This window comes from Pseudooctadecabacter sp., from assembly GCF_965657175.1.
GTDB lineage: Bacteria > Pseudomonadota > Alphaproteobacteria > Rhodobacterales > Rhodobacteraceae > Octadecabacter.
Window position 1 is genome coordinate 157245 of record NZ_CBFHNH010000005.1, and the last position, 22259, is coordinate 179503.

The window sequence follows — 22259 nt, forward strand, 5'->3', positions numbered from 1 at the left end:
TTATTCGTTGTCCTTGTTGAAGGCGTGGATCACGGTCAATCCGTGCATCGTCAAATCGTCTTCAATTACATCAAAGAGGGCGTAACCACTTGAAAACAATGGTGCCAACCCCCCGGTTCCTACGACGGTCATGGGGCGGTCGTATTCGCCCTTAATCCGGTCACAGATGCCATTCACAAGGCCCACATAGCCCCAGAACACACCCGATTGCATGCAGGCGACGGTGTTCGTTCCAATCACCGCCTGCGGTTTCGTTACATCAACGTGGGGCAAGGCCGCCGCCGCCTGGTGCAGCGCCTCAAGCGAGAGGTTCACACCGGGCGCGATCACGCCCCCCACATAGGCCCCGTCATGGGCCACCACATCAAAGGTTGTCGCGGTGCCGAAATCCACGACGATCAGGTCGCCTCCGTGACGGACATAGGCACCGGCTGTGTTGACCAACCTGTCGGGACCCACTTGGGTTCCCTCATCCACGCGCGGCGGCTGCGGCAACAGGCAATCGGGTTTGCCCACAACCAGAGGCCGCGTGTTGAAATAGCGGTCCGCCATGACGCGCAGGTTGAACACAACGCGCGGCACGGTGGAGGAAATGATGACGTCATCGACCTGCGCCTCAATCCCCTGATGGGTCAGCAACGTTTTCCACCAGACGAAATACTGATCCGCTGTGCGTTGCCATTCGGTCGACGTGCGGAAGGTACAGACGAACTGGTCCCCGTCCCACAAGGCAAAAACCGTATTGGTGTTTCCGCAATCAATGCACAGCAGCATATTCCTGCCCCCTAAAAGTAAACATCCGCCGCCGCGATCGTCCGCGGGCCTTTGGCGGTGGTGAGGATCAGATAGCCGTTTTCATCCACGGTTTCAAAGCGTCCCGTCACGTCTTCGTTTGGCAGGCGGGCGGTTATCGTTTCGCCAAGCTTAGCTGCGTGGGACAGCCACGCGGTGCGAATGGGCGCAAAGCCATAGGTGGCAAGCTGCGCGTCCCATTGGACGAAGGCCGGGGCCAAGTGACTGAGGAACATGTCAGACGTCACGTCCACCCCGCTTTCGCCTTTGACGCTGACAGGCGGCACGGCGCGGGCTTCGACATCATCGGACGTTGGGGCGGCCACCAGATTGACCCCGATCCCAACGGCCACACCTTCGAACCGCCCATGGGGGGTGAGGCTTTCAAGAAGTATCCCCGCGATTTTACCGGAATTGACCAACACATCGTTGGGCCATTTCAGGGCCAGTTTGGGCCCCGCACCCATCACGCCTTCAAGCGCGTCGCGCAGCGCCAGTGCCGCCACGAATGACCGCAAAGCCCCCTGTTCTGGGTCTGAGCAGGGCACGATCAACGTGCCGTTGAAATTGCCAACTGGTGCCACCCAAGCCCTGCCCCGCCGGCCTCGGCTGGCGGTCTGGCGGGTCGCCGTGATCCATGTGGGGGCCAATGTCCCAGCCGCCCGCAGGCGTGCGGCATCCAGAGTGCTGGTGACCTCATCGTGATGGATATGGCCGACGTCCGCCGGCCAATCGGGCTTAGTTGACAAGGGCAAGGGATGCCGCTTCGGCCAGCGGTTCGATCCCGAACAGGTTCACAACGCCCAAGACCATGACCGCCGCAGAGGCCACAAGGAACCCCCAGAGGACGGGCGTGTCGCCTTTGTCCAACCGCGCCTCATCCCGGTCTTCGCCGAAGTACATGAAGAACACGATGCGCAGGTAATAGAAGGCCCCGATGACGGACGCAATGACACCGGCCACGGCAAGCCAGCCCAGACCCGCCCCATAGGCGGCCTGCAAGACGTAGAGCTTGCCAAAGAAGCCCAACATCGGCGGCACGCCCGCCAGAGAGAACAGCAGCACCAACATTGCAACCGCCTTCAGCGGTTCACGCTTGGAATACATGTTCAGCGACTGGATATCCGTGACCGGCATCCCGTCTTTTTCCATGGACAGGATGAAGGCAAAGGTGCCGATGTTCATCGCCACGTAAATTCCCAGATACACCAGCATGGCCTGCACGCCGAAGGCCGTACCAGCGGCCAGACCCATCAGGGCAAACCCCATGTGGGCGATGGACGAATAGGCCATCAGACGTTTGATATCGCGCTGGCCGATCGCGGCAATTGCGCCGAGGAACATGGAGACCACGGACAGGAAGGCCACAATCTGCTGCCAGTCGCTGATGGAATTACCGAAAGCGTCATGCACAACCCGCGCGAACAGCGCCATGGCCGCGATTTTGGGGGCCGTCGCGAAGAACGCAGTGACCGGCGTGGGGGAACCTTCGTAGACATCCGGCGTCCACATGTGGAAAGGTGCGGCGGAGACTTTGAACGCGAAACCGGCACTCAGGAACACCAGACCGAACAGCAGGCCAAGGGACACACCGTTGTCTGTGGCGTCAATAATGCCAGCAAAAGACGTCGTGCCCGCAAAGCCGTAGGTCAACGATGCACCGTAAAGTAACAGACCGGACGACAGTGCGCCCAGCACGAAGTATTTCAGACCCGCTTCAGTGGATTTCACGCTATCGCGGCGCAGGGAGGCCACGACGTAAAGTGCCAGCGATTGCAGTTCCAACCCCATGTAGAGCGACATCAGATTACCGGCAGAGACCATCATCATCATACCGACCACGGCCAGCGCGATCAGCAGCGGATATTCGAACCGCAGCAGGTCACGCTTGGCCATGTAGTCCTGGCTCATCAACAACACGGCGGCGGCGGACAGCAGGATGGCGACCTTGGCAAAGCGGCTAAAGGCGTCGTCTTGGAACATGCCGGAGAACGCTTCGGTCGCGCCTTCGCCGGTTGTGCCGATCCAGAACGCGACGGCGACAAACAGGCCGGATGTGATCCAGACCAGCAGCGGCGCTGCCTTGTCTTTCACCGTGTAGACCGCCGCCAGCAAAGCGCCCATCGCATAGAGCGAAATGACGATTTCCGGCAGGATGGTGTTGAGATCTTGGGACAACATCGCAAGGTTTCCTTAGTTCTGGGCCAGCATGGAGGACGCCTCAAAGGCGGCCCGCGCGGTTTCGACCTGGCCGACCAGAGCGGCGACCGATGGCCCGATGATATCGGTAACGAGGGCGGGATAGACGCCCAGCAAAAGGGTCATGGCCGCCAGCGGCGCAAAGATCGCCTTTTCGCGGCGGGTCATGTCGGTGATGGATTTCAGGCTTTCCTTGATCAGGTCGCCCATGACGACACGGCGGTAGAGCCACAGCGCATAAGCGGCCGAGAAGATCACACCGGTCGTAGCCACAGCCGCGACCCATGTGTTGACTTGGAACACCGCCATAAGCGTCAGGAATTCACCCACAAAACCAGAGGTGCCCGGCAGGCCCACGTTGGCCATGGTGAAGAACATGAAGATCAGCGCATAGGCCGGCATCCGGTTCACAAGACCACCGTAGGCGTCGATTTCACGGGTGTGCATCCGGTCATAGATCACGCCCACACACAGGAACAACGCGCCAGAGATGAAGCCGTGGCTAAGCATCTGGAAAATCGCGCCGTCCAGCCCCTGCTGGTTCAACGCAAAGATGCCCATGGTCACAAAGCCCATGTGGGCGACCGACGAATAAGCGATCAGTTTCTTCATGTCCTGCTGCACAAGGGCCACCAACGATGTGTAGACGATGGCGATGGCCGACAGCCACAACACGAGCGGGGCCATAACCTCGGACCCGATGGGGAACATCGGCAGCGAGAACCGCAAGAAGCCGTAGCCGCCCATCTTCAACAGGATCGCCGCCAGAACCACGGACCCCGCCGTAGGCGCCTGCACGTGCGCATCGGGCAGCCAAGTGTGCACCGGCCACATGGGCATTTTCACCGCGAAAGAGGCAAAGAACGCCAGCCACAGCAGCGTCTGCATACCGCCCACGATCTGAATACCAAGGATCGAGAACGTCTCCGTTCCGAAGGAGAAATTCATCAATGTCGGAATGTCCGTCGTGCCGGCCTGTGCGTACATCGCCACCATCGCGACCAGCATCAAAACCGACCCGAGGAAGGTATACAGGAAGAATTTGAACGACGCGTAGATGCGTTCCTTGCCGCCCCAGATGCCGATGATCAGGAACATCGGGATCAGACCAGCCTCAAAGAACAGATAGAACAGCACCAGATCAAGGGCGAGGAACACGCCCAACATCAGCGTTTCCAACAACAAAAACGCGATCATGTATTCCTTCACGCGGGTCGTCACCGACCAGCAGGAGGCAATGACCAACGGCATCAGGAACGTGGTGAGCATCACAAACAGGATCGAAATCCCGTCGACGCCCATTTTGTAATTCAGCCCCATGATCCATGTGCGTTCTTCCACGAACTGGAAGTCCGTGTTGTTCGCATCAAAGCCCGCCAGAATGAACAGCGACACGATGAAGGTCATGGCCGCGGCGGCCATCGCCAGCCATTTGGCATTGCGCTGTGCGGCTTCATCTTCGCCGCGCAGGAACAGGGCCAGAATGGCCGCCGCGATGGCGGGAATGAATGTCGTGATCGACAGAAGGTTGTCCATCTTAGTAGCCCCCGAAGATCGTGAAGTAGGTGAGGATCACCGCGATCCCGATCACCATGGCGAATGCGTAGGTGAAGACGTAGCCAGACTGCGCACGCCCAGCCAGACGGGTCAGCATCGGGATAATTCCCATGGCGATCCCGTTGATCCCGCCGTCGATGACATCGCCATCCCCGCGCTTCCACAAGAAACGTCCAATGGATTTGGCAGGTTGCACGAAGACCGCGTTGTACAGTTCATCAAAGTACCACTTGTTCAGCAGGAAATTGTAAAGCGGCGCCTGTTGCTGGGCCAACTGCTTGGGCAGCTCCGGCTTGCGGATGTAGAAGATATAGGCGGTCACAAAGCCCAGCAGCATCGCAAAGAACGGGGCAAGTCTCACCCATGTTGGCACGGAGTGCGCGTCATCCAACGTGGTGTTGTCAGGGGACACATAGATCGCGCCCTGCCCGGGTTCACCGGCGAAGGCATAGCGGGTGTCGTAGGATTTTTCCGCCGCGTCGTAGCCGTTGGCTTCGTCGTTTTGGTCCTCGTCGCCGCGATTTTCCGCACCCTCGGCCTGCGGCTCTTCGGCGTAATTATCAAGGGCTGCGTATTGCGTGCCAAAGTATGTTGCGACGTATTTCGCGTTCCCGAAGAAGGGCTTGTAAAAGACCATTCCGGCAAAGATCGCGCCCACCGCCAAAATCGCCAGCGGTGCCAACATCACCTTGGGGGATTCATGCGCATGTTCATGGGTGTGCTTGTCGCCCCGTGGTTCCCCAAAGAACGTCAGGAACATCAGGCGCCAGCTATAGAAGCTGGTGAACAGCGCGGAGATCACAAGCAGCCAGAAGGCATAGCCTTGCCCCGCGGCAAAGGCGCTTTCAATGATCGCATCTTTCGACACGAAACCGGCAAAGCCCACAGGGAAGCCAAGGTACAAAAGCGGAATACCCACGCCGGTGATGGCCAAAGTGCCGATCATCATCGCCCAATAGGTATAGGGCAGCTTATGACGCAACCCGCCATAGTTCCGCATGTCCTGTTCGTGGTGCATCCCGTGGATCACCGACCCCGCGCCCAAGAACAACATCGCCTTGAAGAACGCGTGTGTCAGCAGGTGGAACATGGCAACGGAATAGACACCGATGCCTGCGGCCACGAACATATAACCCAGCTGCGAACAGGTCGAATAGGCGATGACACGTTTGATGTCGTTCTGCACAAGGCCCACGGTCGCCGCGAAGAACGCGGTCGTGGCCCCCAAGAAGACGACAAAACCGGTGGCAGATGGCGCAAATTCCATGATCGGCGACATCCGGCTGACCAAGAAGACACCCGCCGTCACCATGGTCGCCGCATGGATCAGCGCGGACACAGGCGTCGGGCCTTCCATGGCATCGGGCAGCCAGGTGTGCAGGATCAACTGCGCGGATTTGCCCATGGCCCCGATAAACAGCAGCACGGCAATCACCTCAGCCGCATTCCAGTCGCGCCACAGGAAAGTTAGCGTGGAATTGGCAATATTTTCAGCCTCACCGAAGATCACGTCGAAATTGATCGATCCGGTCATGTAGAAGATCGCGAAGATACCAAGTGCAAAGCCGAAATCACCGACACGGTTGACCACAAACGCCTTGATCGCGGCGGCATTGGCAGAGGGTTTTTTGTAGTAAAACCCGATCAGCAGATAAGACGCGACACCCACGCCTTCCCAGCCAAAAAACATCTGCACGAGGTTGTCAGCCGTTACCAGCATCAGCATCGCAAAGGTGAAGAACGACAGATAGGCAAAGAAACGTGCCTTGTAGGCGGTTTCGGGGAAGTTCTCGTCATGGGCCATGTAGCCGAAGGAATAGAGGTGCACCAAGGCCGAAACCGTGTTGATCACCACCAACATGATCGCCGTCAGACGGTCCATCCGGATGGCCCAAGATGTGTCCAACGTGCCGGACTGGATCCAGCGCATGATTTCAACCGTGTAGTACCCATTTGCATGGGCCGACGGATCGAAGGTCAGGAAAATGACCCAAGACAGGATCGCGGCGAGAAACAACAGCGATGTCGTCAGCCACTGCGCCGCCGTCTCGCCCATGATTTTCCAGCCAAAGCCGCCCAGAAGGGCGCCGACCAGCGGGGCAAAGAGGATGATCTGTTCCATGGGTCTTAGCCTTTCATGACGTTGACATCTTCAACGTTGATCGTGCCGCGGTTGCGGAAGAAACATACGAGGATCGCAAGGCCGATGGCGGCCTCTGCGGCGGCGACCGTCAGCACGAACAAGGTAAACACCTGCCCCACTAGATCGCCAAGGAAGCTCGAGAACGCGACCAAATTGATGTTCACCGCCAGCAGCATCAATTCGATGCTCATCAACAAGATGATGATGTTCTTGCGGTTCAAAAACAGCCCGAAAATGCCAATGACAAAAAGGGCCGCAGCCACTGTCAGGTAATGTTCAAGTCCGATTGTCATAGCGTCGTTCCTTCTTGCCGGGTCCAAACTCTCAACGAGAGTTTGTCAGCAAATTTTCCTTGAAAATTTGGCATCACAGCCCCTGCCCCGGTTTCACGTCTTTGAGTTCCATGGCCTTCGCCGGATCGCGCATCATCTGCTCCATCACGTTCTGGCGTTTCACATCCGTGCGGTGACGCAATGTCAGAACAATCGCGCCGATCATTGCTACCAGCAGGATCAGGCCAGCCAGTTGGAACAACAGGAAGTACTGATCATAAAGAACCAGCCCCAGCGCCTTGGTGTTTTCAACATCGTCAATCGGCTGCGCGATCCGTGTCTCAACCCCGTCGGAGAAGCCCCAGACCCCAAAGGCCAGCGCCAGCTGCATCAACAAGATCACACCGATCATCAGCGCCAGCGGCATATATTTCGCCATCTCCGCCTTCAGCTCCGCGAAATCAACGTCCAGCATCATGACCACGAACAAGAACAACACCGCGACGGCGCCCACGTAGACGATTATCAGCAGCATCGCCAAAAGCTCAGCCCCGAGCATCACGAACAGCCCCGCCGAGGACAGGAATGCAAGGATCAACCACAGCACCGAATGCACCGGGTTGCGGCTGATGACGGTCATCAGGCCGCCCAACAGGGTCGTGGTGGCAAACATATAGAATGCGATGACAACTGGGGTCATGTGTCTTGGTCCTTCTTGAAAACCTGTGACGCAAGGTCGAGCGCCTTTGGCATCCCCGCCGCACCGCCGAACATGCCGGCAAGTGCGATGGTTTCGGTAATTTCGATCTGCGTGGCCCCGGCTTCAAGCGCGTGGCGCACGGTCAGTTTGATCTGCGGTTCCGCCACTGCGCCCTGAAAGACAAGGCCCTGCAACGTCAACAAAAGCCGCGTCTTGGCGCCCAGCCCCTCCGCGTTGGCCCCTTTGCCCATGAAGGCTTCCATCATGTCGGCAGGCATCGTCGGGATCAGGTCTTCAACACCTTTCATGGATTTCGCCATGACGTCAGCGAACTCAGGGCTGAGGCCCTTGGCCCAGTCCTGTCCGGCCTTCATCCAGGCGTCAAAGGGGTTTTGATCACTCATCGGTAGGGTGCATCAATCTCAAGGTTGCGGGCAATCTCTGCTTCCCAGCGGTCGCCGTTGTCGAGGAGCTTTTCCTTATCGTAGAACAGTTCTTCGCGGGTCTCGGTGGAGAATTCGAAGTTCGGGCCTTCGACGATCGCATCCACGGGGCAGGCCTCTTGGCAGAACCCGCAGTAGATGCATTTCGTCATGTCGATGTCATAGCGCGTGGTCCGGCGGGAGCCGTCATCGCGGGGTTCAGCGTCAATCGTGATGGCCTGCGCGGGGCAGATCGCCTCACACAATTTGCACGCGATGCAGCGTTCTTCGCCATTTGGATAACGACGCAGCGCATGTTCGCCGCGGAAGCGGGGGCTGAGTGGCCCCTTTTCATGCGGGTAGTTCACCGTAGCCTTGGGGCTGAAGAAGTATTTGAAGCCCAGCTTGAAGCCTTTGAAGATGTCTTGCAGCAGGAAATATTTTGCCGCGCGGGTGTAGTCGATCTGCGTCATATCAGCCTCCAATCGCCCAGCGGGCCCAGAAGCCGCCAGCGACTTCGAATTTTGCAAGGAATGCCACCAGCACGACCCAGAACAGGGACAGCGGCAGGAACACTTTCCAACCGATGCGCATCAGTTGGTCGTAGCGGAAACGGGGCACGATGGCCTTGACCATGGCGAACATGAAGAAAACCAGCACCATCTTGAGGATAAACCAGCCGATCCCGTCAGGCAGGAAGCCCACCGGCGACAACCAGCCGCCCAAGAACAGCAGCGACACCAGCGCGCACATGAGAACAACGGCCATCAACTCCCCGATCATGAAGAGAAGGAACGGGGTGGAGGAATATTCCACCTGATAGCCTGCGACCAGTTCGGATTCAGCCTCAGGCAAATCGAACGGCGGGCGGTTGGTTTCGGCCAGCGCGCTGATGAAGAACAAGAACAACATCGGGAAGTGCGGGATGAAATACCAGTGCAGGATGCCATAGGGGCCTTCCTGTGCGGCCACAATATCCCCGAAGTTCATCGACCCGGTTGAGATAATCACACCGATGATGATCAGGCCCAGCGAGACTTCATAAGAAATCATCTGCGCGGCAGAGCGCAGCGAGCCAAGGAACGGGTACTTGGAGTTCGACGCCCAGCCGCCCATGATCACGCCGTAAACCTCCAATGAGGACACCGCGAAGACGTACAAAATGGCCACGTTGATGTCGGACATCACCCAGCCATCATTGAACGGGATCACCGCCCAGGCGATGACCGCCAGAACGAAGGAAATAAGGGGGGCGAGGAAGAAAACGCCCTTGTCGGCACCCGCCGGAACAACGACTTCTTTGACGATGTATTTGATGAAATCCGCAAAGGATTGCAGCAGGCCAAAGGCGCCGACCACGTTGGGGCCTTTGCGCATCTGCACCGCCGCCCAGACCTTACGGTCGGCGTACATCAAGAAGGCCAAAGCGACCAACAGCGGGATCAGGATTAACAAGCTTTGCCCGAGGATCGTCAATACAATCCCGAGATTGGTGTTGGTGAAGAATTCAACCATATCTGTTCCCTCAGCCCTACGGCCTTAGACGGTCGGAATGTCACGTGCAGCGCAATCGGCCACCGTCACTTCCGCGTCTATCGTTCTTAGCCCACGTGGCAAGGCAGGCGAGATGGTGTAAACAGCATCCCCCGTCCAAATGCCACCCTCTTCGTTCACAATCGTCCGCACATTTCGCGCAAATCCATATCCCCGGATCAGCGCATATTGTGCGGCCGCACATGTCGCATAGTCAGCCACCACATCCTCGTCCGCCGTATTGGCGACGGTGACGCGGAAGTTGACCAAATCACCCTCAAGCAAGCGGGTCTCAACCCCGTTATACCGCACAGCACCTTCCACCACGGGTGGCGTGTCACAGGCGGCGAGCGCCATAAGACCTATGAGGGCGCAGTGCCGCATTCTTACTCAGCCGCGATGGGCGCTTCGGCGCGCTTTTTCGCATTCGCGCTGAGTTCGGCCATCAACTGGCTGGCGCGTGCAATCGGGTTCGTCAGGTAGAAATCCTTGATCGCTGTCTTGAACGTCGCTTTGCCCAGCTTGCCGGGCTTTACGGGTGTCCAAGCATTGTCCGCAACCTCATCGATCTGTGCCAGATGCGGATGGGCTGCAACCATGGCCTGACGCAGGCCAGCAAGGCTGTCCCAATCCTGTTTGGCGCCCAGTTCAGCGGACAGCGCGCGCAGGATGGCCCAGTTTTCCTTGGCCTCACCGGGCGCAAAACTTGCGCGCATGGCCAGTTGCGGGCGGCCTTCGGTGTTGACGAACAGCGCGTTTTCTTCGGTGTAGGCCGCGCTTGGCAGAATGATGTCCGCGCGGTGCGCACCCCGATCCCCGTGGGAGCCTTGGTAGATCACAAACGGGCCGTTTCCATCCTGCGCCACCGCTTCGCTGCTTGAGCGCGGGGCGATTTCGACCTCATCGGCTCCAAGGTTATAGATGACCTCGGCGTCCTCAACGGCCTTCATACCGGCCTCATTTGTGGCATCCACATCCATCGCGCCCACACGGCCAGCGGCGGTGTGCAGCACCATAAACTTGGACGATCCAGCCTCAGCCGTGGCCATAGCGGTGCCCAAAACGGCATCGCCGTCGGCCTCCGTCAGGGCCCCCATGCCGAGGATCATGACACCCCGGACACCGTCCTTGTCGGAATGGTCCATCTTGGCCAGTGCGGCCAGCGCCTCACGATCTGTGCCAAGGTGCGTATAGTCGTAGGACAGATCAATCGCCTCGCCGATCACGGCAACCTTGGCGCCCTTGAGCCACGCCTTACGGATGCGCGCGTTCAAAACGGGGGCCTCAACCTCAGGGTTGGTGCCGATCAGCAGGATCATCTGCGCATCATCGATTTCTTCGACCGTCGCATTGCCCACATAGCCAGAGCGGTTCCCTGCTGGCAGTTTGGCATTGTCCACACGGCATTCGACAACACCGCCCTGCCCTTCGATCAAGGACTTGAGGGAAAACGCAGCCTCGGTTGAGGCAAGATCACCAACCAGACCGACGGTCTTCTTGCCCTTCATGGCAGCGGCAGCGGCGGTCAGGGCTTCGTCCCAGCCCGCTTTGCGCAGCTTGCCGTTTTCACGGATATAAGGTGTGTCGAGACGCTGACGGCGCAGGCCATCCCAGACAAAGCGCGTTTTGTCGGAAATCCATTCCTCATTCACGCCGTCGTGGTTGCGCGGCAAGAACCGCATCACTTCGCGGCCTTTGGTATCCACACGGATGTTGGACCCAAGTGCGTCCATCACGTCGATAGATTCGGTTTTGGTCAACTCCCACGGACGGGCGGTAAAGGCGTAGGGTTTGGACACCAGCGCGCCCACGGGGCACAGATCAATGATATTGCCCTGCATATTCGAATCGAGTGTTTCACCCAGATAGCTTGTGATTTCGCTGTCTTCCCCACGCCCCGTCTGGCCCATTTGGGAAATGCCCGCGACCTCGGTCGTGAAGCGTACACAACGGGTGCACGAAATGCAGCGCGTCATGTGGGTTTCAACCAGCGGGCCAAGATCGAGGTCCGTCGCCGCACGCTTGGGTTCGCGGTAGCGAGAGAAATCGACGCCGTAGGCCATCGCCTGATCCTGCAGATCACATTCGCCACCCTGATCGCAGATCGGGCAATCCAGCGGGTGGTTGATCAAAAGGAATTCCATCACGCCTTCACGGGCCTTTTTGACCATGGGGCTGTTGGTTTTCACGACCGGCGGCTGGCCTTCGGGGCCGGGACGCAGATCGCGCACCTGCATGGCACAGGAGGCTGCGGGCTTGGGCGGGCCGCCCACGACCTCAACCAGACACATCCGGCAGTTGCCCGCGATGGACAGACGTTCATGGTAACAGAACCGGGGGATTTCGATGCCAGCCTCTTCGCAGGCCTGAATGAGCGTCATCGCGCTCGGCACTTCAACTTCGTTGTCGTCGATGATGATCTTTCGCAGATCAGCCTGTGCGTCTGACATGGGTCGCGTCCCTGTTCCCGTATGGCTCTTTATCTATAAGCCCTTGGCAAGGGCCGAAGATGAGCGCGTTCTAACGTGGGATGCAAAGCAATGCCAGCGCCAATGCCAACTTTCTGACGTCGAAAAAGACGCAGCCGGACCATGGGTTTCCCCCTGCCCCGGCTGCATAGATCATTTGTAGGTCAGATCAGCGCAACAACTGCCCGACTTGCGTGCCTTGATTGATCTGCGCTCGGGCCACCGTGCAGTAGGTCGCGGGGTCAGATGTCACCACGCCAAGGTCCGCCAAACGGCCACGGGCAATGGCCTCAAGCCGATCTTTTTCCGCGTCATTGTCGATATAGGCGTCGATCTCAGCGTTGGAGAACCCTTCGTCCTGCAAGGCGCCCTTCAGGCTTTGCAGGAAGTTGATCCCCCGAATGTAGCGCACGCGGACATCATCACATTTGTCACCCAGTTCAATCGCCATGCCTGCGGCGATCAATCCTTCGGTCACGCGGGTCACATCGCCCGGAAAACCCTGGGCCTGCGCGCCGGTCACGGACAGGGCGGCACTCAACGCGAGGGGGGCCAAAAACTTCATCTGCTCACTCCAATGTCTAGCCGCAGAATCCCCGCAGCTATTGGCCTAGATGTGTTGTATGACAGGGTGCTATTCAATAGCAGACATCTGATAGACGTTTGATCGGCGGAAATCGTCACACACGTCCGGCGCGGATATCATCCCAGCCAAAAGCCCGTTCAGACGGGCCGTTTTCACGAAGGTCATCAAGCCGCGCGAGGGCTTCGTCGCGGCTGGGCCGGTGCCCCTCATCAACCCACCACATGACAAAATGCTGCTGATCCAGAACCTCAAACCATTCGGTTTTGCGGTCCATGAATTTGGCATGCACGGTCTTGTACACAAAGGTCTCAAGCGATGCCAAATCCTCCCAGACGGTCAGATTGAACACCAGCTGCGGATCATCCCCGATGTGATTTTCTGTGTTGCCTGCACTTGGATCGTCGCCTTCGGACATCCAGACGAATCCGGGCATGCGTTTGCCCATGCCGTTGATCCGGTCGAGGTTGGTCATAAACTCCGCCACACGCGGATCATCCGTGGGGGCCAACAAGAGCCCGATGTTGAGTTCGGCCAGATGCATCAACTGCCCCCGAAATAGATGTTCCAGCCGATGACCAGAACGACACCCGAAATCATCAACAGGCCCACGATGACCAGAAAGGAGAAAACAGCCCCGAAAAACCCACCCAAAAGCGCGCCCATGATGCCCCACGTCAGCGCCGTTTCTTCCAGCACCGATGCGCCAAACACGCCTAGGGCGGCTCCGGCCAACGCGCCAAGAACACCGGTGACAATCCGCATCCATCGGGTGCCTTCGGTTCCCGTGGGACCTAAAAAATCATTGAAATCCATACGCGCCTCACGTCTTTGGACAAATCCTAGCGAGGCCGTCGCGTGCTGTCTATCGGCGTCTGCGTTCACGGGACGGGGCGATGCCATTGACGGCTTTGCCCAAAAACGCCACCGCCATCAGCAAACCCACGCCTGCCAAAGCCGCAATTGCGCCCCAAGCCCACATGGGCGCGGCGCCAACCTCAATCGCGCGGTAGGTGAAATAGGACGGCAGGCCACAGATCACGACCGTGGCAACGGCTGCCAGAAACGATGCGATACCGTCCAAAACCTGTTTCATCTTCGCCTTCCTGCGGGCCTAAAATTCCGGAATTTTAGAACCCGACAAAATTCCGGAATTTTGTCACTCCGCCGCGATACGCGCCGTTTTGATCCGGTCTTCGATTTCGTCGCGGAAGTTCTTGATCAAGCCTTGGATCGGCCAAGCCGCCGCATCGCCCAAGGCACAGATGGTGTGGCCTTCGACCTGTTTGGTCACATCCAAAAGCATGTCGATTTCTTCAACCGACGCGTTGCCCTTCACCAGACGGTCCATCACGCGCATCATCCAGCCCGTGCCTTCGCGACATGGCGTACACTGGCCGCAGGATTCGTGCTTGTAGAACTTGGACAGCCGCCAAATCGCCTTGATGATGTCGGTGGACTGGTCCATCACGATGACCGCTGCCGTGCCAAGGGACGACCCCTTTTCCTTCAGCGCATCAAAATCCATCACCGCATCGCGCATGTTTTCACCGCGCACGCATGGAACAGACGACCCACCGGGGATCACCGCCTTGAGGTTGTCCCAACCGCCGCGAATACCGCCGCAGTGCTTTTCGATCAGTTCTTCGAACGAAATCGACATGGCCTCTTCCACCACGCACGGGTTGTTCACATGGCCGGAAATCGCAAAGAGCTTCGTGCCCGCGTTGTTCGGACGCCCGAATGAGCTGAACCATTCAGGCCCGCGCCGCAGGATCGTGGGCACCACGGCAATAGATTCGACATTGTTCACCGTCGTGGGGCAACCATACAAACCCGCACCCGCCGGAAACGGCGGCTTCATGCGCGGCATGCCTTTTTTGCCTTCAAGAGATTCGATCAGCGCGGTTTCTTCGCCGCAGATGTAGGCCCCTGCCCCGTGGTGCAGATAAATCTCAAAATCCCAACCGGATTTGCAGGCGTTCTTGCCGACCAGACCGGCCTCATAGGCCTCATCAATGGCGGCCTGCAGGGCCTCTTTTTCGCGGATGTATTCGCCACGGATGTAGATGTAGCAGGCGTTTGCGTTCATAGCGTATGACGCAATCAGGCAGCCTTCGATCAGCGTGTGCGGATCGTGGCGCATGATTTCGCGGTCTTTGCAGGTGCCGGGTTCAGATTCGTCCGCGTTCACAACAAGATAGGCAGGCCGTCCGTCGCTTTCCTTGGGCATGAAGGACCACTTCAGACCGGTCGGGAAACCCGCCCCGCCCCGACCTCGCAGACCAGAGGCCTTCATCTGATCCACGATCCAGTCGCGTCCGTTCTTGATGATCTTGGCGGTCCCGTCCCAGTGGCCACGCTTTTTGGCGCCAGCAAGGGTGCGGTCGTGCATCCCGTAAAGGTTGGTGAAAATGCGGTCCTGATCAGCAAGCATCGCGTGTTCCCTTAACTCTAAGGCCATTCATGGCAACGAATGGCGGCAACGTCTTATTTGTCTTTGGTCTTTTGCCACAGGTTCCATGTCACGACCAGTGACCAAATGAACGCAGCAAGTGAGATGAGATAGAAGAGCATTTCCAACCGCACGCCGCCGCCAAAGACCCGCGAAAGTTGCGGGGCGAAAATGGCAAGAAGACCCGCCCCTGCGATCACAAGTGCAGCGGTCCGGCCCTGTTTGGCGGTGTCAGGCGTCTGGTTTCGGCTCATGGGGGTCTTTTGCAGGCATAGCGCCCAAAAGAAAAGGGCCGCGAAGGTTTGTCGCGGCCCTTTTTAAGCGATGGGGGGGGGTGTTTAATACACGCCGCCCTTTTTCACCTTTTTGGAAAAGTCGGTCGTGCCACCTTTGGCTAGGACCTTGGCCTGTTTGACCCATTCATCACGGCTCACCCGGCCTTTGAAGCCTTCAAGGTTTTCATCAACCCATTCGACTTCTTTCTTGCGCCAGCCAGCGACCTGATCGAAGTGCCAAACGCCCATCCCGTTGAGCATTTTTTCAAGCTTCGGACCGACGCCCTTGATCTGCTTGAGGTCATCGCCAGCCCCGCCACGGGGCTTGGACATCATCTCGGGCTTGCCATCGGCAGCGACAGGTTTGCGCGCAGGGGCTGCCTTTTCAGCAGGTTTTGCTGCGGCTTTGGCCGGTGCGGCCTTTTTCGCAGGAGCTGCAGTCTTGGCCGGTGCTGCTTTCTTTGCAGCAGGCGCCGCTTTGGGTTTCGCAGCTGGCGCGGCAGCAGGGGCCGGTGAGGCCGCAACGGCAGCCGGGGCCGGGGCCGACGCTGTGGCAGCAGCGGCGGGGGCCGCAGCAGAAGCCGCAGTCGTGGGTGCAGGTGTGGGTGCCGCCGCCGCCGGTGCGGCAGAAGACGCAGTCGCGGTCGCGTCTGCGGACTGTTGACGTGGTCCCGTTGGGCCCGCCGCAGGTTCGCGCCAGCCCAGCCACAACACGATCGCCGTAATGATGGCCACAATCGCGCCGATCAGGAACGATGCAAATCCAGCGAAGTCCAAAACCAGATAGGACACAGCGAAGGCAACGATGCCAAACAAGGCCGCCACGGCGAGAACACCATAGCTGTTCGGTGCAGTATCTTTCATTTCAAAAACCCTTCTTTTTTCTCCCCCCGCGCAGGGAGACCTGCGGCAGAATTACGCAGACCTTAGCCAGCGCATTCCCACTTGATAAGGGGGAGAAACGACAAAAGCCGCCCAAATGTGGCGTTTGGGCGGCGATTGGCACCTAAATGGCGCATGTTGGTGGGTTTTTCAGCCCTTTGAGGCGAGGTCGGCAGCCTGCGCGATCCAGTTGTCGCGTTCAATGCGGCCTTTGAATTTCAGGCGGCTGTCGACCCAAGCGACCTCAGCCTCTGTCCATTTGGCGATCTGGTCGAAATGCCAAAAGCCCAATTCATTGAGGACACCTTCAAGTTTGGGGCCCACACCGCTGATCAATTTCAGATCGTCAGCGCCCGCTTTGCGCGGGGCGGTCATCGTGCGTGGCTTCTTTTCAGCGGTGCTAGAGGCAGCGGCAGCGGTGGCGGGCGGGTTGGATTTCCCGCGTGGCTTGGCGGCGCTGTCGGCGTTGGCCTCTTGCTTGGTGATGCCGTCCTTGCTGGCCGGTTTGTTTGCCGCAGGTTTGGGACCGGGCGTTTTGCCATCCGTGGCCTTTTTGACCGCAGGGCGTTTGGCCACTGGTTTTTGCTGGTTCGCTGGGGCACCCGTCACTTGCACAGGCGCATTTGTCGTTGGGGCCGCCTGCCCCCATGGGGCCAGCAGTGGCACTTCGGTGCCGTCGATGCGTTTCACACTGTCGCCAAGGTCATGGGCCAACTGCACGGAGGCGTTGTACTGGTTCTTGCCGCTGTCGAATTCCGTCAACGTCGTTAAACCCTTGAGAGGCTCGGACGCATAGCGGCCATTCTGCGGCCCCGGCAGCGGCACTTTGCCTGCGGCCAACTCGTCAATAATCTCACCCATGCGGGCGGCGGTCAGGTCTTCGTAATAATCCTTGCCGATCTGCGCCATGGGCGCATTGGCGCACGACCCGAGGCATTCGACCTCTTCCCACGACAATTTGCCATCGGCGGACAGCTCATGCGGGTTGGGGGCGATTTTGTCTTGGCAGACAGCGACCAGATCTTCGGCGCCGCAAATCATGCACGACGTGGTGCCACAGACCTGAATATGCGCGACAGAGCCCACGGGCTGCAGCTGGAACATGAAATAGAACGACGCCACTTCGAGGGCACGCATATAGGCCAGACCCAGCATTTCGGCCACGGTTTCAATCGCCGGACGGGTCAACCAGCCCTCTTGTTCCTGCGCACGCCACAACAGTGGAATGATCGCAGAGGCCTCGCGCCCCTCAGGGTATTTGGTGATCTGCTTTTCGGCCCACGCCTGATTGTCGGGCGTGAAGGCAAAGCTGGCAGGCTGTTCGAGGTGGAGGCGTCTCAGCATAGGGTCGGTGTCCTGTCGTCGGTCGGACGGTTCGCGCTATTGGCAAACCTCGTTGGTCAATTTCATGGTCCCGTCCGCCTGAAGCGCGACAAGTCCGTCGGTGTACATTTGTGCGATGACGGCCATGGTCTGGTCCGCATCAAGGCCCGAGGCGGCCTGAACCGCATCGCCATTGTCGGCCGTCACAACACACCCCGCCTCTTCCACGGCGCGGGTCATGGCGGCGACCTCATCCTCGGTCTGGGCAACCACCGGAGCGGCCATCAGGGCAAAAGCGCAAACAAAGCGGATCATCACATGCCCCCCGTGGCGGCCAGCCCCGTGAGGGTGATGAACATCCCCGTGGGCACCGCATGCAGCCCCAAACCGGACGCCAGAAGCGCCGCTGGAAACAGGCCCATTCCCGTAATCAACGGTCAATCTCCCCGAAGACGACATCGAGCGACCCGATGATCGCGGCCACATCGGCGAGCTGGTGTTTGGATGCGACGTGATCCATCGCCTGCAAATGCAGATAGCCCGGCGCACGCAGCTTGGCGCGGTAGGGTTTGTTGCTGCCATCGGCCACCAGATAAACACCGAATTCGCCCTTGGGGGCCTCGACGCAGGCATAAACCTCACCCGCGGGCACGTGGAAGCCTTCGCTATAGAGTTTCAAGTGGTGGATCAAAGCCTCCATCGAGGTCTTCATCTCACCGCGGGTCGGCGGGGACATCTTGCCCCGTGCCATCACATCACCCTTTTCATGGCGCAGCTTTTCACAGGCCTGACGGATAATCGACGTGGATTGACGCATTTCCTCCATGCGGCACAAGTAGCGGTCGTAGCAATCGCCGTTCTTGCCAACTGGAATCTGGAAATCGAATTCGTCGTAGCATTCATAGGGCTGGCTGCGGCGCAAATCCCATGCAAGCCCGGACCCGCGCACCATCACGCCGGAAAAACCCCACTCTTGAATTTCTTCCTCAGACACGATGCCGATGTCGACGTTGCGCTGTTTGAAGATGCGGTTTTCGGTCAGCAACCCGTCAAGGTCATCGACCACGGGCAGGAATTCCTGCGCCCATGTGTCGATGTCTTCGACCAGCTGATCGGGCAGGTCCTGATGGACCCCGCCGGGACGGAAATACGCGGCGTGCAAACGGGCACCACAGGCGCGTTCGTAAAACACCATCAGCTTTTCGCGTTCCTCAAAGCCCCAAGAAATCGGCGTCAGCGCGCCCACATCCATGGCTTGGGTACAGATGTTCATCAGGTGGTTCAGAACGCGGCCAATCTCAGAATAAAGCACGCGGATCAGGGACGCGCGACGGGGCACGACCGTGCCTGTCAGCTTTTCAATCGCCAGACACCATGCGTGTTCCTGGTTCATGGGCGACACGTAATCGAGACGGTCGAAATACGGAAGGTTTTGCAGATAGGTCCGCGATTCCATAAGCTTTTCGGTGCCACGGTGCAAAAGACCAATGTGCGGGTCGCACCGCTCTACAATCTCACCGTCCAGTTCAAGGACAAGGCGCAAAACCCCATGCGCCGCAGGGTGCTGCGGGCCGAAGTTGATGTTGAAGTTGCGGATCTGCTGTTCGCCTGTGAGGGCGTCGTCGAAGTTTTTGGTGCCGTCCATCATTTCGCCTCCTCCTTCGTTTTCTCATCTCCGGGCAGGATGTATTCCGCACCCTCCCATGGGGACATGAAATCGAACTGTCGGTATTCTTGCGTCAGGGACACGGGTTCATAGACGACGCGCTTTTGCACCTCGTCATAACGGACCTCGGTGTAGCCTGTTGTCGGGAAATCCTTGCGCAGCGGGTAGCCGCGAAAGCCGTAATCGGTGAGGATGCGGCGCAGGTCCGGGTGGCCTTTGAAGATGATCCCGAACATGTCGAACACTTCGCGTTCGAACCAGTTGGCCGACGGGTGCACATCCATGATCGACTGTACCATCTCATCCTCGCGGGTTTTGACGCGCAGGCGGATGCGGTGGTTTTGGTACATGGACAGGAAGTGGTAAACCACATCGAACCGCTGGGCGCGGCCTGGGTAATCCACCGCCGTGATGTCCACTAGGGACGAGAATTTGCAGCTGCTGTCGGTCTTGAGGAATTCCACAATCCCCGCAAGGTTCGCAGGTGCCACATTCACCGTCAGTTCCCCACTGGTGACATCCCAAGACAGCACGCAATCGGGCCGCTTCAATTCGATGTGCTGGCCAAGTTGGTTGAGTTCGTCAGACATGTCGTTTCCTCAAGATCGAGCCCGTCCGCCGCAGCGGATGTTCGTCACAGCCCGCCTTAGCGGACGATTGTACCGGTGCGGCGCATTTTGCGCTGCAGTTGCAGGATGCCATAAAGCAGTGCCTCAGCCGTGGGTGGGCAACCGGGGACGTAAATGTCCACGGGCACGATGCGGTCACAGCCGCGCACAACCGAATAGCTGTAGTGATAATAGCCACCGCCGTTGGCACACGACCCCATTGAGATCACGTAACGTGGCTCTGGCATCTGGTCGTAGACCTTGCGCAAGGCGGGTGCCATTTTGTTGGTCAGCGTACCGGCCACGATCATCACGTCCGACTGACGAGGGGAGGCGCGCGGCGCGATGCCGAACCGTTCGGCGTCGTAGCGCGGCATGGAGGTGTGCATCATCTCAACCGCGCAGCAGGCCAACCCGAAGGTCATCCAGTGCAAGGACCCTGTGCGCGCCCAGTTGATCAGGTCCGCAGAGGAGGTCACAAGGAAACCCTTGTCCGTCAACTCACGGTTCAATTCCTGCGTTGCAAAATCTTTGTCGGCCTCGGCGATATTCGCCCCGGTTGCGATGCCCATGTGTCGGCTGCTCCGTTTGATATGTGCGGGGTTGGCGCACGGTCCCTAGCTGGGGTGATGGGTATGCCGTGGGACCGGTAAGGTCAAGGTTGCGGGGGCGGCCAGATGGTCGCGGGATGCAGAAAAATGGCCTGTTAACGGATTTGTAGGGCGGAACCCTTAATGGGAGGCCAGTGTAACCAGGGCCGCCTTTCGTGAATCAGTCGAAATCCACCATCAAACGCATCCCCAATCGGATCCGCTTTACGCTTGCAGCGATGGGGTTTGGAGTTCTGGCCGTGATTGTGGTCATGGTCGTGTGGATGACCGATATTATGGATGATCTGGCGCATGAATACGCGGCGGAACTGGTCGAATTGTCCCTTTTTGAAAAGACGTCGAAAACAGTGGCCGCGACCCGTGACGAAGCGCGCTGGGGGGCCGGCGACAGATGGGTTTTGGCGCCAAACGGGCTGGCGATCTATGGGGATGTGGGCGCCGCCACAACGACGTCTGCCGCGATTGATTACAGTTATATCTTCGGCAAGGATGACCGGCTTTTGTATGTTTTTGAAAGCCAAACGGAAGGATTGCCGCCTCAGTCGCAGGCCTTTGAAAGCGCCAGCCCCTTCGTGTCAGCCGTGCGCGACCTGCCTGCGATCTCCGGTGATGTGATCGCAGGTTTCACCCGCATCGACACGACGCTGGCCTTTGTGGCTGCCACCCGTATGAACCCTCAAAACCGAGCCGATTTCGCGCGCGCCGATTTGCCGATCGTTGTGAACATCTTTGTTTTGGGACCCGATGTTTTAGATCTTATCAATCAGGGGCAACTGGCCCAGAATGTCGAACTGTCCTTTACGCCGGCCCAACACGGCAGCGAAATTGCTCTCCCGCTTTTTGGAACGGACACTTTTGCCTATCTGTTTTGGACGCCCCCCCAGATCGGTGATGAGGTGCTCAACCGCTCAACCAAGTTCATTGCCTTCCTGCTGGTCATCGTCTCGCTCGGGCATTTCTACGTCAGCCATACTGTCAGCCGCCTTGCGCGTGCTTTTCAACGTGAGAGCGAAGACGCACGCACCGATGGTCTGACCGGCCTGTTGAACCGGACCGGGTTTGATGAGGCCATGGAAAGCCGCGAAATCGCTGACGCCATGGCCGCGGGCCACTTGGGCGTTATGATTTTCGATATGGATCGGTTCAAGCCGATCAATGACACCTACGGCCACCATGTGGGCGATGTCGCGCTGCAAACCGTGGCACACCGCCTGAAATCAAGCGCGCGCACCCGTGATTTGGTGGCGCGGCTGGGGGGGGATGAATTTGCCGCCGTCGTGATTGACCCTGATCCCGAACGCGTGGTTCGAAAGGTGATGCGACGGCTGGAACAAGCCAACCTTGCGCCCATCAAGGTCGAAGGCAATATCCTGACGCTCGCCGCGTCCATGGGGTTTGCCTTGGCCAAAGATGCAAGCGATCTGCGCCAATTGATGATGGCCGCAGATGCGTCGATGTATGCTGCCAAGACAGCCCGAGCCTATCGGGAGGATGTTGAAGACATTGAAGATAATGTGGCCTAGCCGCTCGGGCCATCAGCGGTTAGGGAAAGTGAAGGCTGGCAGGATTTCAGTCCGGTGTTGGGCGGGCCGTGCAGTGTTCTTTCGCGGCACTTGGGTTGAAAACTCGCTTAACCGAACCTCAGGGGCTCCGCCCGTGATCTCCTCAAAAGGTCCACCGGACCTGTTGTCGGCTAAGCCGAACCTCAGGGGCTCCGCCCGTGATCTCCTCAAAAGGTCCACCGGACCTTTTGTCGGCTAAGCCGAACCT

General features: G+C 58.6%; 25 protein-coding genes. 1 reads left to right on the forward strand and 24 read right to left on the reverse strand.

Going from position 1 to position 22259, the window contains the following annotated elements; translation table 11 throughout:
* From ACTG36_RS06830 to ACTG36_RS06945, 24 genes are all read right to left on the reverse strand, one after another.
* Positions 1 to 774, reverse strand: coding sequence for a type III pantothenate kinase (locus ACTG36_RS06830; protein WP_375280539.1), 774 nt, complete (start codon positions 772 to 774; stop codon positions 1 to 3).
* Between the two features lie 11 nt (positions 775 to 785).
* Positions 786 to 1541 carry a biotin--[acetyl-CoA-carboxylase] ligase gene (locus ACTG36_RS06835; protein ID WP_375280558.1) on the reverse strand — a complete coding sequence of 252 codons (756 nt, stop codon included), beginning with the start codon at positions 1539 to 1541 and terminating at the stop codon, positions 786 to 788.
* Positions 1531 to 2973: an NADH-quinone oxidoreductase subunit NuoN gene (gene nuoN / locus ACTG36_RS06840; protein ID WP_375280538.1), complete on the reverse strand. Its 1443-nt coding sequence runs from the start codon at positions 2971 to 2973 to the stop codon at positions 1531 to 1533. Before nuoN ends, ACTG36_RS06835 begins: the two co-directional genes overlap by 11 nt.
* A 12-nt stretch (positions 2974 to 2985) precedes the next feature.
* Positions 2986 to 4527 carry an NADH-quinone oxidoreductase subunit M gene (locus tag ACTG36_RS06845; RefSeq protein ID WP_375280537.1) on the reverse strand — a complete coding sequence of 514 codons (1542 nt, stop codon included), beginning with the start codon at positions 4525 to 4527 and terminating at the stop codon, positions 2986 to 2988.
* Position 4528: 1 nt separating this feature from the next.
* Positions 4529 to 6670 (reverse strand): NADH-quinone oxidoreductase subunit L, encoded by a 2142-nt coding sequence (gene nuoL, locus ACTG36_RS06850; protein ID WP_439141793.1) that lies wholly within the window; start codon positions 6668 to 6670, stop codon positions 4529 to 4531.
* Positions 6671 to 6675: 5 nt separating this feature from the next.
* Positions 6676 to 6984 carry an NADH-quinone oxidoreductase subunit NuoK gene (gene nuoK / locus ACTG36_RS06855; protein WP_375280535.1) on the reverse strand — a complete coding sequence of 103 codons (309 nt, stop codon included), beginning with the start codon at positions 6982 to 6984 and terminating at the stop codon, positions 6676 to 6678.
* Positions 6985 to 7057: 73 nt separating this feature from the next.
* Positions 7058 to 7663 carry an NADH-quinone oxidoreductase subunit J gene (locus ACTG36_RS06860; protein WP_375280534.1) on the reverse strand — a complete coding sequence of 202 codons (606 nt, stop codon included), beginning with the start codon at positions 7661 to 7663 and terminating at the stop codon, positions 7058 to 7060.
* Positions 7660 to 8067, reverse strand: coding sequence for a carboxymuconolactone decarboxylase family protein (locus ACTG36_RS06865; protein WP_375280533.1), 408 nt, complete (start codon positions 8065 to 8067; stop codon positions 7660 to 7662). Before ACTG36_RS06865 ends, ACTG36_RS06860 begins: the two co-directional genes overlap by 4 nt.
* The gene (nuoI, locus tag ACTG36_RS06870; protein WP_375280532.1) at positions 8064 to 8558 is read right to left on the reverse strand and encodes an NADH-quinone oxidoreductase subunit NuoI; all 495 of its coding nucleotides are present in this window, start codon (positions 8556 to 8558) and stop codon (positions 8064 to 8066) included. The genes ACTG36_RS06865 and nuoI overlap by 4 nt, the downstream gene beginning before the upstream one ends.
* A 1-nt stretch (position 8559) precedes the next feature.
* Entirely contained in the window at positions 8560 to 9600 is a 1041-nt protein-coding gene (gene nuoH, locus ACTG36_RS06875; protein ID WP_375280531.1) for an NADH-quinone oxidoreductase subunit NuoH, read from the reverse strand.
* A gap of 24 nt (positions 9601 to 9624) precedes the next feature.
* Positions 9625 to 10002: a hypothetical protein gene (locus ACTG36_RS06880; RefSeq protein WP_375280530.1), complete on the reverse strand. Its 378-nt coding sequence runs from the start codon at positions 10000 to 10002 to the stop codon at positions 9625 to 9627.
* 2 nt (positions 10003 to 10004) lie between these two features.
* Positions 10005 to 12068 (reverse strand): NADH-quinone oxidoreductase subunit NuoG, encoded by a 2064-nt coding sequence (nuoG, locus tag ACTG36_RS06885; RefSeq protein WP_375280529.1) that lies wholly within the window; start codon positions 12066 to 12068, stop codon positions 10005 to 10007.
* Positions 12069 to 12255: 187 nt separating this feature from the next.
* Entirely contained in the window at positions 12256 to 12651 is a 396-nt protein-coding gene (locus ACTG36_RS06890; RefSeq protein WP_375280528.1) for a DUF5333 domain-containing protein, read from the reverse strand.
* Positions 12652 to 12766: 115 nt separating this feature from the next.
* Positions 12767 to 13213 (reverse strand): DUF3291 domain-containing protein, encoded by a 447-nt coding sequence (locus ACTG36_RS06895; protein ID WP_375280527.1) that lies wholly within the window; start codon positions 13211 to 13213, stop codon positions 12767 to 12769.
* Entirely contained in the window at positions 13213 to 13434 is a 222-nt protein-coding gene (locus tag ACTG36_RS06900; RefSeq protein WP_375280526.1) for a hypothetical protein, read from the reverse strand. The genes ACTG36_RS06895 and ACTG36_RS06900 overlap by 1 nt, the downstream gene beginning before the upstream one ends.
* A gap of 100 nt (positions 13435 to 13534) precedes the next feature.
* A complete protein-coding gene (locus tag ACTG36_RS06905) occupies positions 13535 to 13765 on the reverse strand; it encodes a hypothetical protein (protein ID WP_375280525.1) in 231 nt (76 codons plus the stop codon).
* A 63-nt stretch (positions 13766 to 13828) separates the two neighbouring features.
* Entirely contained in the window at positions 13829 to 15106 is a 1278-nt protein-coding gene (gene nuoF, locus ACTG36_RS06910; protein ID WP_375280524.1) for an NADH-quinone oxidoreductase subunit NuoF, read from the reverse strand.
* A gap of 53 nt (positions 15107 to 15159) precedes the next feature.
* Positions 15160 to 15378 (reverse strand): DUF5337 family protein, encoded by a 219-nt coding sequence (locus tag ACTG36_RS06915; RefSeq protein ID WP_375280523.1) that lies wholly within the window; start codon positions 15376 to 15378, stop codon positions 15160 to 15162.
* 84 nt (positions 15379 to 15462) lie between these two features.
* Positions 15463 to 16263, reverse strand: a complete 801-nt coding sequence (locus ACTG36_RS06920) for an NADH:quinone oxidoreductase (protein ID WP_439141798.1) — start codon at positions 16261 to 16263, stop codon at positions 15463 to 15465.
* A gap of 168 nt (positions 16264 to 16431) precedes the next feature.
* Positions 16432 to 17625: an NADH-quinone oxidoreductase subunit E gene (locus ACTG36_RS06925; RefSeq protein WP_375280521.1), complete on the reverse strand. Its 1194-nt coding sequence runs from the start codon at positions 17623 to 17625 to the stop codon at positions 16432 to 16434.
* 36 nt (positions 17626 to 17661) lie between these two features.
* Entirely contained in the window at positions 17662 to 17919 is a 258-nt protein-coding gene (locus ACTG36_RS06930; RefSeq protein ID WP_375280520.1) for a hypothetical protein, read from the reverse strand.
* A 115-nt stretch (positions 17920 to 18034) separates the two neighbouring features.
* Positions 18035 to 19249, reverse strand: a complete 1215-nt coding sequence (locus ACTG36_RS06935; RefSeq protein WP_439141806.1) for an NADH-quinone oxidoreductase subunit D — start codon at positions 19247 to 19249, stop codon at positions 18035 to 18037.
* Positions 19249 to 19860, reverse strand: coding sequence for an NADH-quinone oxidoreductase subunit C (locus tag ACTG36_RS06940; RefSeq protein ID WP_375280519.1), 612 nt, complete (start codon positions 19858 to 19860; stop codon positions 19249 to 19251). Before ACTG36_RS06940 ends, ACTG36_RS06935 begins: the two co-directional genes overlap by 1 nt.
* 56 nt (positions 19861 to 19916) lie before the next feature.
* The gene (locus tag ACTG36_RS06945) at positions 19917 to 20450 is read right to left on the reverse strand and encodes a NuoB/complex I 20 kDa subunit family protein (protein ID WP_296420175.1); all 534 of its coding nucleotides are present in this window, start codon (positions 20448 to 20450) and stop codon (positions 19917 to 19919) included.
* Between the two features lie 194 nt (positions 20451 to 20644).
* Between ACTG36_RS06945 and ACTG36_RS06950 the strand changes: the two genes are divergently transcribed.
* On the forward strand, positions 20645 to 22012 hold the full coding sequence (locus ACTG36_RS06950; RefSeq protein ID WP_375280518.1) for a GGDEF domain-containing protein: 1368 nt from the start codon (positions 20645 to 20647) through the stop codon (positions 22010 to 22012).
* Positions 22013 to 22259 lie beyond the last annotated feature (247 nt).